This is a genomic window from Pantoea sp. Lij88, from assembly GCF_030062155.1.
Lineage (GTDB): Bacteria > Pseudomonadota > Gammaproteobacteria > Enterobacterales > Enterobacteriaceae > Pantoea.
The window spans coordinates 3,587,856-3,600,945 of the sequence record NZ_CP118269.1 but is presented as its reverse complement, the minus strand read 5'-3'; the positions used below and the strand labels follow the sequence as shown (position 1 = coordinate 3,600,945).

General features: G+C 54.6%; 16 protein-coding genes. 10 read left to right on the top strand and 6 right to left on the bottom strand.

Translation table 11 applies throughout. The annotated features are described in order from the left end of the window. Nucleotides 1-33 precede the first annotated feature (33 nt). Nucleotides 34-381, top strand: a complete 348-nt coding sequence (locus tag PU624_RS20730; protein WP_283546449.1) for a DUF4156 domain-containing protein — start codon at nt 34-36, stop codon at nt 379-381. A gap of 53 nt (nt 382-434) precedes the next feature. Here the strand turns inward: PU624_RS20730 and epmB are convergent, their stop codons facing one another. Then, nucleotides 435-1,463 carry an EF-P beta-lysylation protein EpmB gene (gene epmB / locus PU624_RS20725; protein WP_283546448.1) on the bottom strand — a complete coding sequence of 343 codons (1,029 nt, stop codon included), beginning with the start codon at nt 1,461-1,463 and terminating at the stop codon, nt 435-437. 43 nt (nt 1,464-1,506) lie between these two features. Here epmB and efp point away from each other — a divergent pair, with 43 nt between their 5' ends. The 3 genes from efp (at nt 1,507) to PU624_RS20710 (ending at nt 2,493) form a co-directional block, all read left to right on the top strand. After that, on the top strand, nt 1,507-2,073 hold the full coding sequence (gene efp, locus PU624_RS20720) for an elongation factor P (RefSeq protein WP_008925396.1): 567 nt from the start codon (nt 1,507-1,509) through the stop codon (nt 2,071-2,073). A gap of 51 nt (nt 2,074-2,124) precedes the next feature. Further along, the gene (locus PU624_RS20715; protein WP_003848306.1) at nt 2,125-2,256 is read left to right on the top strand and encodes an entericidin A/B family lipoprotein; all 132 of its coding nucleotides are present in this window, start codon (nt 2,125-2,127) and stop codon (nt 2,254-2,256) included. 102 nt (nt 2,257-2,358) lie between these two features. Next, on the top strand, nt 2,359-2,493 hold the full coding sequence (locus tag PU624_RS20710; protein WP_003848302.1) for an entericidin A/B family lipoprotein: 135 nt from the start codon (nt 2,359-2,361) through the stop codon (nt 2,491-2,493). Nucleotides 2,494-2,548: 55 nt separating this feature from the next. Here the strand turns inward: PU624_RS20710 and PU624_RS20705 are convergent, their stop codons facing one another. Continuing rightward, nucleotides 2,549-3,073 carry a lipocalin family protein gene (locus PU624_RS20705; protein WP_283546447.1) on the bottom strand — a complete coding sequence of 175 codons (525 nt, stop codon included), beginning with the start codon at nt 3,071-3,073 and terminating at the stop codon, nt 2,549-2,551. Nucleotides 3,074-3,208: 135 nt separating this feature from the next. On the opposite strand from PU624_RS20705, the gene epmA reads away from it, so the two are divergent. Next, nucleotides 3,209-4,186 (top strand): elongation factor P--(R)-beta-lysine ligase, encoded by a 978-nt coding sequence (gene epmA, locus PU624_RS20700; RefSeq protein WP_090963854.1) that lies wholly within the window; start codon nt 3,209-3,211, stop codon nt 4,184-4,186. 151 nt (nt 4,187-4,337) lie between these two features. Here epmA and degS read toward each other — a convergent pair whose 3' ends face one another. From degS to zapG, 3 genes are all read right to left on the bottom strand, one after another. Then, a complete protein-coding gene (gene degS, locus PU624_RS20695; protein WP_283546446.1) occupies nt 4,338-5,399 on the bottom strand; it encodes an outer membrane-stress sensor serine endopeptidase DegS in 1,062 nt (353 codons plus the stop codon). A gap of 89 nt (nt 5,400-5,488) precedes the next feature. Further along, the gene (gene degQ / locus PU624_RS20690; RefSeq protein ID WP_283546445.1) at nt 5,489-6,862 is read right to left on the bottom strand and encodes a serine endoprotease DegQ; all 1,374 of its coding nucleotides are present in this window, start codon (nt 6,860-6,862) and stop codon (nt 5,489-5,491) included. Nucleotides 6,863-6,972: 110 nt separating this feature from the next. After that, a complete protein-coding gene (gene zapG, locus PU624_RS20685) occupies nt 6,973-7,374 on the bottom strand; it encodes a Z-ring associated protein ZapG (RefSeq protein WP_283546444.1) in 402 nt (133 codons plus the stop codon). 178 nt (nt 7,375-7,552) lie between these two features. On the opposite strand from zapG, the gene zapE reads away from it, so the two are divergent. The 5 genes from zapE (at nt 7,553) to sspB (ending at nt 11,205) form a co-directional block, all read left to right on the top strand. Continuing rightward, nucleotides 7,553-8,680: a cell division protein ZapE gene (gene zapE / locus PU624_RS20680; protein ID WP_283546443.1), complete on the top strand. Its 1,128-nt coding sequence runs from the start codon at nt 7,553-7,555 to the stop codon at nt 8,678-8,680. A 227-nt stretch (nt 8,681-8,907) separates the two neighbouring features. Beyond that, nucleotides 8,908-9,336 (top strand): 50S ribosomal protein L13, encoded by a 429-nt coding sequence (gene rplM / locus PU624_RS20675; protein WP_008925400.1) that lies wholly within the window; start codon nt 8,908-8,910, stop codon nt 9,334-9,336. A gap of 15 nt (nt 9,337-9,351) precedes the next feature. Continuing rightward, on the top strand, nt 9,352-9,744 hold the full coding sequence (gene rpsI / locus PU624_RS20670; RefSeq protein ID WP_008925401.1) for a 30S ribosomal protein S9: 393 nt from the start codon (nt 9,352-9,354) through the stop codon (nt 9,742-9,744). 330 nt (nt 9,745-10,074) lie between these two features. Beyond that, on the top strand, nt 10,075-10,716 hold the full coding sequence (gene sspA, locus PU624_RS20665; protein WP_003851135.1) for a stringent starvation protein SspA: 642 nt from the start codon (nt 10,075-10,077) through the stop codon (nt 10,714-10,716). 3 nt (nt 10,717-10,719) lie between these two features. After that, nucleotides 10,720-11,205 carry a ClpXP protease specificity-enhancing factor gene (gene sspB / locus PU624_RS20660; RefSeq protein WP_013359871.1) on the top strand — a complete coding sequence of 162 codons (486 nt, stop codon included), beginning with the start codon at nt 10,720-10,722 and terminating at the stop codon, nt 11,203-11,205. Between the two features lie 106 nt (nt 11,206-11,311). Here the strand turns inward: sspB and PU624_RS20655 are convergent, their stop codons facing one another. Further along, a complete protein-coding gene (locus tag PU624_RS20655) occupies nt 11,312-13,069 on the bottom strand; it encodes a sulfite reductase subunit alpha (protein ID WP_150037900.1) in 1,758 nt (585 codons plus the stop codon). Between the last annotated feature and the right edge of the window lie 21 nt (nt 13,070-13,090).

Here is a 13,090-nt window from a genome sequence, read left to right as displayed (position 1 = left end):
ACCCGACTCTGATGATAATAAATGGGGATTACAATGCGGATTAACCTCTTGCTCGGACTGACGGCTGGCGCGTTATTGCTGGCGGGCTGCAGCAGCTCTACGCAACTCTCTTCAGCAGGACAGCGCGTGACGTTTACCGATCAGCAGCCTGGCAATAACTGTCAGCTTCTGGGCAATATCACCGGCTCACAGAGCAACTGGCTGAGCGGTGCAGGCGGCGAAACCAGCGCACTGCGCGGTGCAGCGAACGACCTGCGCAATCGCGCAGCGGAGATGGGCGGCAATGTGATTTATGGCGCTACCAGCCCGGCGCAGAATCTGCTGTCCGCGTTCGCGCCACTCGACAGCAAAATGACCGGCCAGGTCTATAAGTGCCCATAATCTGAATAGGGCACCCTACCGTATTCAACCGGCCAGCCTTTTGCTGGCCGTTTTTATTCCTGACGTAGCTGCAAATCTAACGGCGTTTTACTCGGCTCACCGCCAATTTCCCGCGCCAGCTTCGGCACCAGATAGCCGGAGACCTGTGACAGTAATGCGCGTACCAGCTGACGGGCTTCGTCATCTGAGACAAAGAAATGCGCTGCGCCCTGAACCTTATCCAGCACGTGCAGATAATAGGGCAGAATACCGGCATCAAACAGAGCGTTGCTCAGTGTCGCCAGCGTCTGCGCATCATCGTTAATGCCGCGCAATAAAACGCTCTGATTCAGCAGGGTCACACCGGCACGCTTCAGGCTGGTCATCGCCTCGCGCAGCTCATCATCAATCTCCTGCGCATGGTTGATGTGCGTCACCATCAGCACCTGCAGACGCGTCTCGCTGAGCATCTGACAGAGGTGGTCAGTGATGCGCGCCGGAATCACTACCGGTAAGCGACTGTGGATGCGCAGGCGTTTCAGGTGCGGGATCTGTTCCAGCGCGGCGATCAGCCAGGCGAGCTCATGATCTTTTGCCATCAGAGGATCGCCGCCGGAGAAAATGATCTCATCCAGCTCGGGATGATCGGCGATATAGTCCAGTGCAGCCTGCCAGCTCCGCTTGTTGCCGGGATTATCCTGATAGGGGAAATGACGACGGAAGCAGTAGCGACAGTTGACGGCGCAGCCGCCTTTTACCAGCAATAAAGCCCGGTTTCGGTATTTATGCAGCAATCCAGGTACAACGTTGCTTTGTTCATCGAGCGGATCGGTGCTATAACCTGGCGCATCGATGAATTCCTGGCGGCGGGTCAGTACCTGAAGCAGCAGCGGGTCGTGCGCATCGCCTTTTTTCATCCGGCGAATGAACGCATGCGGGACACGCAGGGCGAAAAGACGCCGCGCATCCGCACCTTCAGCCAGCTCTGTGTGCTGATCAAGGGCTAAAATCCGCAGTAATTCATCAGGTTCAGTGACAACATCCGCAAGTTGCTGCAACCAATCTTCTCTGGAAGGTGTTTTTAGGGTTACAATGTGTGCCATTTTTTTGGCTTAGTACCAGTGTCAATTTTCGTAGAGGGCCTTCATGGCGACTTATTCTAGCAACGATTTCCGTCCCGGTCTTAAAATCATGTTCGAAGGCGAGCCATATGCCATCGAATCCAGTGAGTTCGTTAAACCGGGTAAAGGTCAGGCATTCGCACGCGTTAAAATGCGTCGCCTGCTGACGGGTTCTCGCGTTGAGAAAACTTTTAAATCTACTGACTCCGCCGAAGGCGCAGACGTAGTCGATACCAACCTGAACTACCTGTACAACGACGGCGAGTTCTACCACTTCATGCACCCGGAAAGCTTTGAGCAGTTCCAGGTTGAAGAGAAGACGGTAAACGATGCGGCGAAATGGCTGCAGGATAACGCTGAATGTATCGTTACGCTGTGGAACGGTCGTCCAATTGCCGTTCAGCCGCCGAACTTTATCGAAGCTGAAGTTATCGAAACCGATCCAGGCCTGAAAGGTGATACAGCGGGGACTGGCGGCAAGCCAGCCAAGCTGTCTACCGGTGCCGTGGTGAAAGTGCCATTGTTCGTGCAAGAGGGCGAAGTGGTCAAAGTTGACACCCGCTCTGGCGAATACGTGTCACGCGTGAAATAAGATTCGCAGGCGCATCTTCTGGTGCGCCTTTTTCTTGTCTGAGAGAAAAAAATGATCAAACTGGCAAAATTAATCGCGTTCGCGTTGCTGGTCTCTTCTGCGCTAAGCGCCTGCAACACATTCCACGGTTTTGGCGAAGATGTCTCTCACTTAGGTGGTGCTATTTCGCGCGCGGCAAAATGACCTTAACGGATTGTTCTTTTTAAAGTCCCGCCAGCAGCAACTGCCTGAAATCCGGCTATGCTTAAAGCGCTGTACTTTACATCCATCAAAAAGGACATTGTTATGTTAAAGAAAAGTATTGCCGCAATCTTCTCTGTACTGGTGCTCTCTTCTCTGCTGACGGCGTGTAATACAACGCGTGGCGTGGGTGAAGATGTCGAAGCGGGTGGCCAGGCGATTCAGAACAGCACGAAGTAACCTGTTATTCCAACCGGTACGAAATGCTTTTCGTACCGGCTTGCCAGATTCTGCACTATTTCTGTTTTACCCAGATTAACTCTTCAACCGGGAAACCTTCCCGACGCGCCTGCTCAACCAGTTTCTCTTTTACGCCCGGCTCCAGCTGTGGTGTGCGTGACAGTATCCAGAGATAGTGGCGATTCGGGCCGCACACCATCGCATAGCGATAGTCGGGATCCAGTGCGATAACGTTATAGCCGCCGTAGAAGGGGCCAAAGAATGAGACTTTCAGAGACGCTCGCTGTGGTTCACCCGTGAAGTAGGCTTTACCGACGCTCTCCTGCCAGCGCTGCTTTTTGACGTTAAAGCCACGATTGATCACTTTCAGACCACCATCTTCACGCGGGCTGTAGTTTGCCGTCACCTGTTCAAGGCCACGCTCAAAAGGGTGATTAAGGCGGGCAATCTCATACCACTGACCGAGGTAGCGCTGGCTGTCAAAGTTATCAATGACCGTGACGTTCTTTGGCGGCGTGGTGCTACAGGCAACAGAGAGAAAAGCACTGAGGCTGGCAACAACGGTTTTCCATGGAGACATAGCGGGATTCCTTTGTGATTTAACCGCTTAAGTATAGAAGCCGAAACGCTGTTTTTGGCAGCACGGGCACGAGATTGTTTGCTGCAGGCATTGCAGGTAGACTTCCCCCCCTAATTTGTATCAGGAGTCATCACCATGAGCGAAACGGCAAGCTGGCAACCAAGCGCATCCATCGCCAATTTGTTAAAACGCGCCGCTATTTTAGCAGAAGTGCGTCGTTTCTTTGCCGATCGCGGCGTGCTGGAAGTAGATACGCCGGCGATGAGCCAGGCCACGATTACCGATATCCATCTGGTGCCATTCCAGACGCGTTTTGTCGGGCCTGGCGCTGCGCAGGGGCGCGATCTCTGGCTGATGACCAGCCCGGAATATCATATGAAACGCCTGCTGGCGGCGGGCAGTGGCCCGATCTATCAGATGGCGCGCAGCTTCCGCAATGAAGAGGCGGGGCGTCACCACAATCCGGAATTCACCATGCTGGAGTGGTACCGGCCGCATTACGACATGTACCGTCTGATGAACGAAGTCGACGATCTGATGCAGCAGGTGCTGGAGTGTGACAGCGCAGAATCGCTCTCCTATCAGCAGGCATTTATCCGCCATCTGGAGCTGGATCCGCTGTCAGCGGATAAAGCGCAGTTGCGTGAAGCGGCTGAGAAGCTGGGTGAAGGCGAGCTGGCGCGTGCAGAAGAGGATCGCGATACCCTGCTGATGCTGCTGTTTATGCTGGGCGTGGAACCGAAGATTGGTCAGGATAAGCCCTGCTTCGTTTATCATTTCCCGGCCAGCCAGGCGGCCCTGGCGGAGATCAGTACGGAAGATCACCGTGTGGCTGAACGCTTCGAGGTCTATTACAAGGGCATTGAGCTGGCGAACGGTTTCCGTGAACTGACTGACAGCCGTGAACAGCGTCAGCGCTTTGAGCAGGATAACCGTCGCCGTGCGGCGCGCGGCCTGCCTGTGCATCCGATTGATACTTATCTGCTGGATGCGCTGGCGCATGGCATGCCAGCCTGTTCTGGCGTCGCGTTGGGTATTGATCGCCTGATCATGCTGGCGTTGAAAGCGGAGTCATTGAGTGAAGTGATCGCGTTTCCGGTGGATCGTTGCTAATCCGTTATTCACAAACGATGACGGAATAGTGGGGAAGGGTTGGCCCGGATGAAGAGCAAAGCGTCCGAGCCAGGATGGCGAGGCCGACTGCCATGGATGGCGGCCTTCTTTGCGATCAGCCGTGCCATCCCTGACCTGGCTCCGGTTTTAGCTAGTTACTGTTATCCGGAAACTCCTGAATGGTCACCGGCAACGTCAGCTTCTGGTCGTTTCGCAGCACCTGCACATCAATCACTGAACCCGGGCGAATTTCTGCCACCTGATCCATCGTCTCCTGCGCAGAGATGGCTGGCTTGCCGTTAACGCTGAGCAGCACATCGTTGGCCTGAATCCCGGCTTTATCCGCTGGCCCGTCTGGCGTGACCACGCTGACAATAATGCCCTGAACCCGATCCAGACTGCTGCCCTGTCCGTGCAGCGGCGGCAACTCACGCCCGGTAATGCCGATATAGCCACGGATCACCCGACCATCACGAATCAGCTTATCCATGATTTTCGAGGCTAAGACGGTTGGAATGGCGAAACCAATGCCTTCCGGCGTTTCACCATCATTGCTCTTATCAAACGTCAGGGTGTTAATGCCCATCAGCTCGCCGAGCGAGTTAATCAGCGCACCGCCGGAGTTACCCTGGTTGATTGAGGCATCGGTCTGCAGGAAGTTCTGTCGGCCTGACGAACTCAGACCTACGCGGCCCGTGGCGCTGATAATGCCCTGCGTCACCGTCTGACCGAGGTTGTAGGGGTTGCCGATCGCCATCACCACATCACCGATATGCGGCTGACGGTTTGGATTAATCGGGATAACGGGCAGGCCGGAGGCCGTAATCTTGAGAACTGCCAGATCGGTCATGCCATCAGAACCTACCAGCGTCGCTTCAAAGAAGCGGCCATCCTGCAGCGCTACGATAATCTGGTCGGCATTGTTGATCACATGCTTGTTGGTAAGGATGTAGCCTTTCACATTCATGATCACCCCTGAACCCAGGGTGGTGATGCCACGATTGTTGTTGCCGTGGGCGCTGCGATTGTAAACATTCACCACGGCAGGCACGGCGCGTCGCACCCCTTGATTGAAGCTAAAGGGCGTTTCGTCGGTAATACTTTCGTGGTTATAGAGGGCGTCGCTGCCCATACGCAGTGCAGGCAGTGCTGCGAGCAAAATACCCGCCACAATCAGGCCCAGCACCACGGCACGCAAAAGTTTAAGAAACATGGTGTTAAATCACGCCAGGGGAGATCGCAGGGGAGAATAGCATGAGAGCGGCGGACACACACGTGCTTGTGTCCGCCGTAATGCGAGGTTTATCTCAACAACAGATAGATAGTTTCATCGCCGCGCACCACATTCAGTGCCAGTACCGGCGGTTTCCCTTCCAGAATTTTACGCAGTTCAGCAATGTTCTGAACCCGGCTGCGGTTAACGCCGATAATCACATCATCTTTCTGCAGGCCAACCTGTTCAGCCGGTGTGCCTTTTTCGACGGTATCGACCTTCACGCCTTTATCACCGGTCTTCGTCTGTCCATCACTCAGCGTTGCGCCCTGAAGTGCGGGTGACATCAGCTGTGCGCTGGCGGTGGTCTGCGAGCTCTGCTCCAGCGTAACGGTAACCGTCAATGGCTTACCTTCGCGGAGCAGGCCAAGCTTAACCTGTTCGCCTGGCGGTGTAGTGCCCACTTTTACGCGCAGCTCAGCGAAGCTGGTAATCGGCTTATCGTTGATCGATGTAATGATATCGCCTGACTTCACGCCCGCTTTCTGTGCGGCAGACTGCGGTAAAACTTCAGAAACAAAGGCACCACGTTGCGCATCGACATTGAACGCTTTAGCCATATCGGCCGTCATTTCAGTGCCCTTGATGCCCAGCTGACCGCGCTTCACTTCACCATATTTGATCAGCTGCTGCGCGAGGTTCATCGCCATATCACTTGGGATAGCAAAGCCGATGCCGATGTTACCGCCGCTGGAGGCGAGAATAGCGGTGTTGATACCAATCAGCTCGCCATTCAGGTTGACCAGCGCACCGCCTGAGTTGCCACGGTTAATCGCCGCATCGGTCTGAATAAAGTTTTCCAGCCCTTCCAGATTCAGGCCGCTGCGACCCAGCGCAGAGATAATCCCGGAGGTGGCCGTCTGTCCCAGACCAAACGGGTTACCGATCGCCACCGCGAAATCACCCACTTTCAGCTGATCAGAATCCGCGACTTTCACCTGCGTGAGGTTTTTTGCGCCCTGAATCTGAATCAGCGCGATATCGGTCTGCTCATCATGGCCGATCAGTTTGGCTTCATATTCGCTGCCGTCGCCAAGCTGTACGTTGATCTTATCCGCACCGTTAACCACGTGATTGTTGGTCAGAACGTAGCCTTTGGCGGCATCGATAATGACGCCAGAACCTAAGCCTTCAAACGGCTGAGGCTGCGTGTTTCCGCCAGGCATCTGGCCGAAAAAGCGTTTCAGCGGTTCAGGAATATCCTGAGCCTGCGCACCGGAATCGGTGCCTTCAACGTGAACACTGACCACGGCGGGTAACACTTTCTCCAGCATCGGTGCCAGACTTGGCAGCGGCTGGCCTGCAATTTGTGCTGGCAGCGTTGCCATCGCGTCTGGCGCGGCGGCAAGACTCATCCCAATACTCAGGGCTAATGCGCTAAACAGGCGTGCTTGTTTTTTCATTGCTACAACGCTCTCGCTGCAAAAGGTGGGAGGAATTACTCAGTGTGACAGTCGTTTGCGGTCAGGGTTCGCAAATTCAGTGGGCGCAGACAGGCTGCGCCCCAAAAAGATTAGTCGCGGGCAGGGCGCTCGCCACGCAGTAAACCGGATGCGCCTTCAGAGTAGTCGCGCGGCATCTGCACTGGCGCCTGATCGTTATCCGCTTCCGCTTCAGTCAGCTGATAGGCAAACGGATTTTTCTGTCCAGGCAGATTTGGCAGCAGGTCATTGGAGCCTTTTGCCATGTGCTGATAAAGCTGACGATAATCACGCGCCATGTTGTCCAGCAGCTCCGCGCTTTGCGCGAAGTGGTTGGTCAGCTCTTCGCGATAATCAGCCAGCTCCGCTTTCGATTTTTCCAGCTCATACTGCATGCTGCGCTGCTCACGCAGCTTTTTGTTGCCAAAACGCATGGCGACTGCGCCGACAATAATACCTACCACTAAACCAATTAGCCCGTATTCCCAGGTCATAATGACTCCCGTGTTATTTCCATTGTTCCGTAGGGCGTTGCACCATTTCAATAATAGTCACTATACCCGTTAATCTAATGGATGTGGAACTCCGGAGCAGCATGGCTTAGTGTAGAACGGCCTTTTTTTCAGCAACCGTGGTATGAATCAGACACCATTCAGGGACTTTGAAATAACAATGCAAACCTCAACTCCGCTTGCACGCTATGAGCAGGCGCTGTCGCAGGGCGAATTCAGGCCCGATGACGTACAACGTGAAGCGATTACCCGTTTAGACGCGCTGCAGCAGGCGCTGGTTGCCCGGCAACAATCCGCCGCGCCTGCCACATCCGGCCTGCTGGGTCGTCTGTCAAAATTGATTGGCAAAGAGAAAAATGAGACGCCACAACCGGTACGTGGACTCTACATGTGGGGCGGCGTCGGGCGCGGTAAGACCTGGGTCATGGATCTCTTTTTTCAGTCTATTCCTGGCGATCGCAAACTGCGTCTGCATTTCCACCGCTTCATGCTGCGGGTGCATGAAGAACTGACGCAGCTTCAGGGCCAGAGCGATCCATTACTGATTATCGCGGACAAATTCAAAGCCGAAACCGACATCCTCTGTTTTGATGAGTTTTTTGTCTCCGATATTACCGATGCGATGCTGCTGGGCACGCTGATGGAAGCGCTGTTTGAACGCGGCATCGCGCTGGTGGCTACCTCGAACATCCCACCTGATGACCTCTATCGTAACGGTCTGCAGCGTGCGCGCTTCCTGCCTGCCATTGAGCAGATAAAGCGCCACTGTGATGTGATGAACGTGGATGCCGGTATTGACTACCGGTTACGCACCCTGACATCTGCACATCTGTGGAACTATCCGCTGAACCCGGAAACGCACGCGGAAATGACGCGGATGTTTAAAGCGCTGTCGGGCAGCCAGCCGGAAGAGGCGCCGGTTCTGGAAATCAATCACCGCCAGATGCCGACGCTGGGCGTCAGCGAAGGCGTATTGGCGATTAATTTTAAGACGCTGTGCGGTGAAGGACGTAGCCAGCATGACTACATTGCGCTGTCGCGCCGTTTTCACAGCGTGCTGCTGTATGACGTGCCGGTGATGATCTACAAAACCGAAGATCAGGCGCGCCGTTTCCTGGCACTGGTGGATGAGTTCTATGAACGTCATGTGAAGCTGGTGGTCGCGGCGGAGACCTCACTGACCGAGATTTATCAGGGCACGCGGCTGAAGTTCGAATACCAGCGCTGTTTATCCCGACTTCAGGAGATGCAGAGCGAAGAGTATCTGCGCTTACCGCACCTGCCGTGAGAATAATCAGGATAAATACCGAAATAGGGTTCGATTTTTGTAACCGACTTCTCTATAATCTTGCGACCCCACGTTACAGCAAAGGATTTTTTTCCCAAATCCTCTGTGTTCCAGTAACTCTATCCGAAGGGGTGGCTTGCTGGTCAAAATGGTCGTGTGAGCCTCATTCGTTTACTTAAGCGTTTGGGATTTCACCAACGTGTAACTTAATTTGGGTAAGCTTTTCGATGAAAACTTTTACAGCTAAACCAGAAACCGTCCAACGTGACTGGTTTGTAGTTGACGCAACGGGCAAAACTTTGGGTCGCCTGGCGACTGAACTGGCGCGCCGTCTGCGTGGTAAGCATAAAGCGGAATACACTCCGCACGTTGATACGGGTGATTACATCATCGTTCTGAACGCAGAAAAAGTTGCTGTAACCGGCAACAAGCGTACTGACAAGATCTACTATCACCACACCGGCCACATCGGTGGTATCAAACAGGCGACCTTTGAAGAGATGATTGCTCGCCGTCCTGAGCGTGTGATTGAGATCGCGGTTAAAGGCATGCTGCCGAAGGGCCCGCTGGGTCGTGCTATGTACCGTAAACTGAAAGTTTACGCAGGCAACGAGCACACCCATGCGGCACAGCAACCGCAAGTTCTTGACATTTAATCGGGATTAAAGGCAATGGCTGAAACTCAAAACTACGGCACTGGTCGCCGCAAAAGCTCTACCGCTCGCGTATTCATTAAGCCGGGTAGCGGTAACATCGTAATTAACCAACGTTCTCTGGAACAGTACTTCGGTCGCGAAACTGCCCGCATGGTAGTTCGTCAGCCGCTTGAGCTGCTGGACCTGGTTGGTAAATTCGATCTGTATGTCACTGTTAAAGGTGGCGGTATTTCTGGTCAGGCTGGTGCGATCCGTCACGGTATCACCCGCGCTCTGATGGAATACGACGAATCACTGCGTGGCGAACTGCGTAAAGCTGGCTTCGTTACTCGTGATGCTCGTCAGGTTGAACGTAAGAAAGTCGGCCTGCGTAAAGCACGTCGTCGTCCTCAGTTCTCCAAGCGTTAATTGTTTGCAGCTCCGGCTGCGACAATTGGCTCAAAAAACCCGCTTCGGCGGGTTTTTTATTTTCTGCCCAGCCAAAACTCCCCGCAAAAACCGTAACGTCGCGCTCAATTTACCTGCAAAGATTCATTCCACGCCCACAAGCAGCCTAAAATCTGGTAAACTCTGTGTCACTTTGCGCCCGCAGGCCGGTGCGTTATGCGCCTCCTCACTGTCGGGGTGTCAGTATCTGTGACGCGGCTAACCAGGTTGCGTGCGAGTTCGATTAGCTGGTGAATAGCCGTGTGGTTGGCTATTCGCAGTATCTTTTTGTGAACAAACTTGGAGGTTTTCATGGCTGTCGCTGCCAACAAACGTTCGGTAATGACGCTGTTTTCTGGTCCTACTGACATTTTCAGCCATCAGGTACGTATTGTCCTGGCGGAGAAGGGTGTCAGCGTAGAGATCGAGCAGGTCGAAATGGATAACCTGCCGCAGGATCTGATTGACCTCAATCCGTATCGCACGGTACCGACGCTGGTAGATCGTGAGCTGACGCTGTATGAATCACGCATCATCATGGAATATTTAGATGAGCGCTTCCCGCATCCGCCACTGATGCCGGTTTATCCGGTTGCCCGTGGTGATAGCCGCCTGATGATGCATCGCATCGAGCAGGACTGGTATAGCCTGATGCGGAAAGTCGAGAACAGCACGGGTCAGGAAGCTGAAGCGGCACGCAAGCAACTGCGTGAAGAGCTGCTGGCTATCGCCCCACTGTTCGGTCGTACGCCTTACTTCATGAGCGAAGAGTTCAGTCTGGTCGATTGCTACCTGGCGCCGCTGTTATGGCGTCTGCCGTCAATGGGCATCGATTTGATCGGCTCAGGTTCAAAAGAGCTGAAAGGCTACATGAACCGCGTATTTGAGCGTGACTCTTTCCTCGCTTCATTAACTGAAGCTGAACGTGAAATGCGCCTGCAAGCCCGGGCTTAACGTATGGAAATGTCGCAACTTACTGCACGTCGTCCCTATCTGCTGCGCGCCTTCTATGACTGGTTGCTCGACAATCAGCTGACGCCGCATCTGGTGGTCGATATCAATCTGCCAGGTGTGCAGGTACCGCTGGAGTATGCGCGTGATGGTCAGATTGTCCTGAACATCGCGCCACGCGCTGTCGGTAACCTCGATCTGGCCAATGATCAGGTATCGTTCAACGCTCGCTTTGGCGGCGTTCCTCGCCAGGTTAACGTGCCGATGGCGGCGATTCTGGCAATCTATGCGCGTGAAAACGGGGCCGGGACGATGTTTGAACCGGAACCGGCTTACGAGCTGGGTATGCAGGAAGCGTCAGAGGGTCAGGAAGAGACCATGATGTCCGTGATTGATGGTGATCGTCCTGACGATGCCAGCGATGACGAGACGCCGCCTGATGACGATCCACCGCCACGGGGTGGACGACCTTCACTGCGCGTAGTGAAATAGCAGTGAATGTAAATACCCGTCCATGTGACGGGTATTTTTTTGCCTGTCAGCCATAAAAAAATCCGGCTGCCTGTGCAAGCCGGATTTTCTCAGCAGACCTTCGCGCTTAGTAGACGTCGCGCAGGTAGCGTTTCTCTTTCTTCAGCTGATCGACGTAGTCTGCCGCGCGCTCGGTGGAGAGACCACCAAACTGGCGAACCACTTCATACAGCGCATTATCCACATCCTTCGCCATGCGTGAGGCATCGCCACAGACGTAGAAGTACGCCCCTTCCTGCAGCCACGCATAAAGCTCTGCGCCCTGTTCCAGCATCCGGCTCTGTACGTAGATCTTCTTCTCCTGATCGCGCGAGAACGCCAGATCCAGACGTGTCAGCAAGCCGTTATCCCGCCAGGCAAGTAACTCATCCTGATAGATAAAGTCATGTTCCTGATGCTGATCGCCAAAGAACAGCCAGTTTTTGCCCTGCGCGCCGGTTGCCTGGCGCTCCTGCAGGAAGGCACGGAATGGGGCGATACCGGTACCGGGTCCCACCATGATCAGCGGTGCGCTGTTGTTAGCCGGCACACGGAACGATTTATTCGGTGAGATAAAGATGGCGGGCTTCTCGCCACGACGCACACGCTCGGCCAGATAGGTTGAGCAGACGCCACCGCGATTACGGCCACCACTGTGATAACGCACCGAGGCAACGGTCAGATGCACCTGGTTAGGGTGGGCTTTCGAACTGGATGAAATAGAGTAGGCACGATGCTGTAACGGACGCAGCAGGGCAACAAACTCAGGCACCGCCAGCGTGCGCGTCAGCTCAAGCTGCAGCAGGTCGAGGGTATCTTTGCCCCACAGCCACACGCCCAGCGCATCTTTATCATCATGCTGTAAGACATGACGCAGTTCCTGGTTAGTGGTGTTCTGTCCGACCCACTCGATCAACTTGCGTGACGGCTCTGAGATCTCAAACTGATAGGTCAGCAGGTCGCCGAGGCTGCGGTCAAAGCCAGGCACCGGCGTCTGGTAGTCAGCATTAAGCTGGGTCAGCAGCAGGCTGACCAGTGACGGCTCGTTGACCGGAATCACACCCAGCGCATCGCCGGCTTCATACTTCAGGCCGCTGTCTGACAGGTCGAATTCGAAATGACGAATATCTTTGGCTGACTGCTCGCCTGACAGGCGCTTGTTGGTGATCAGCGCGGCGGCATACGGATTCGATTTGTTGCTGCCCGGAATGACCGGTGCTTCAGGCGCGCTTTCCAGCACGGTGCCGCTACTGCCCGCGCTGGCCGCGAACTGTGGCATTGAGCTGTTCAGCCACTCGCTGGAAGGCTCTTCGTAGTCGATATCACAATCGATACGATCAACCACGCGTTTGGCACCCAGCTGCTCAAGGCGCATATCAATGAACTTGCCCGCCTGGCAGAAGCCATCGTAGCCGGTATCGCCAATCGCCAGCACGGCGAAATGCATCTGCTCCAGACGCGGTGCGGTACTGGCAGAGATCGCATCCCAGAACAGCTGCGCGTTGTCCGGCATTTCACCTTCGCCATAAGTCGAGGTGACGATCAGCACATGGCGCATGGTGGCAAACACGTCGAGATCGACATCGCCCAGCGCCTGAACCACGGGCACCAGCCCTTTGGCGCGGGCAGATTTCGCTGCGGTCTGCGCCAGTGCTTCGGCGTTGCCGGTCTGTGAGCCGTAAAGAATATGCAGTTGCGTGGTCGCGGCTGCGCCTGTACCCGCGGCGGGTTGCTGTTTGTCTTCTAATACCAGCAGACGGGAGTGTAGCCCCGCGAGGAAGCCAGCCAGCCAGTACTTCTGATCGCCATTAAAAGGTGCATCTTCTGGAATATAAGGAATTTTCATGGGTACTTTTACTCAATCCCG

Bases quoted from the DNA above. Each gene is read 5' to 3' on its own strand.
- rpsI (WP_008925401.1), top strand. From the start codon at position 9,352: ATGGCTGAAACTCAAAACTACGGCACTGGTCGCCGCAAAAGCTCTACC.
- zapG (WP_283546444.1), bottom strand. From the start codon at position 7,374: ATGACCTGGGAATACGGGCTAATTGGTTTAGTGGTAGGTATTATTGTC.
- degQ (WP_283546445.1), bottom strand. From the start codon at position 6,862: ATGAAAAAACAAGCACGCCTGTTTAGCGCATTAGCCCTGAGTATTGGG.
- degS (WP_283546446.1), bottom strand. From the start codon at position 5,399: ATGTTTCTTAAACTTTTGCGTGCCGTGGTGCTGGGCCTGATTGTGGCG.
- zapE (WP_283546443.1), top strand. From the start codon at position 7,553: ATGCAAACCTCAACTCCGCTTGCACGCTATGAGCAGGCGCTGTCGCAG.
- PU624_RS20710 (WP_003848302.1), top strand. From the start codon at position 2,359: ATGTTAAAGAAAAGTATTGCCGCAATCTTCTCTGTACTGGTGCTCTCT.
- PU624_RS20655 (WP_150037900.1), bottom strand. From the start codon at position 13,069: ATGAAAATTCCTTATATTCCAGAAGATGCACCTTTTAATGGCGATCAG.
- sspA (WP_003851135.1), top strand. From the start codon at position 10,075: ATGGCTGTCGCTGCCAACAAACGTTCGGTAATGACGCTGTTTTCTGGT.
- PU624_RS20705 (WP_283546447.1), bottom strand. From the start codon at position 3,073: ATGTCTCCATGGAAAACCGTTGTTGCCAGCCTCAGTGCTTTTCTCTCT.
- sspB (WP_013359871.1), top strand. From the start codon at position 10,720: ATGGAAATGTCGCAACTTACTGCACGTCGTCCCTATCTGCTGCGCGCC.
- PU624_RS20730 (WP_283546449.1), top strand. From the start codon at position 34: ATGCGGATTAACCTCTTGCTCGGACTGACGGCTGGCGCGTTATTGCTG.
- epmA (WP_090963854.1), top strand. From the start codon at position 3,209: ATGAGCGAAACGGCAAGCTGGCAACCAAGCGCATCCATCGCCAATTTG.
- efp (WP_008925396.1), top strand. From the start codon at position 1,507: ATGGCGACTTATTCTAGCAACGATTTCCGTCCCGGTCTTAAAATCATG.
- PU624_RS20715 (WP_003848306.1), top strand. From the start codon at position 2,125: ATGATCAAACTGGCAAAATTAATCGCGTTCGCGTTGCTGGTCTCTTCT.
- epmB (WP_283546448.1), bottom strand. From the start codon at position 1,463: ATGGCACACATTGTAACCCTAAAAACACCTTCCAGAGAAGATTGGTTG.
- rplM (WP_008925400.1), top strand. From the start codon at position 8,908: ATGAAAACTTTTACAGCTAAACCAGAAACCGTCCAACGTGACTGGTTT.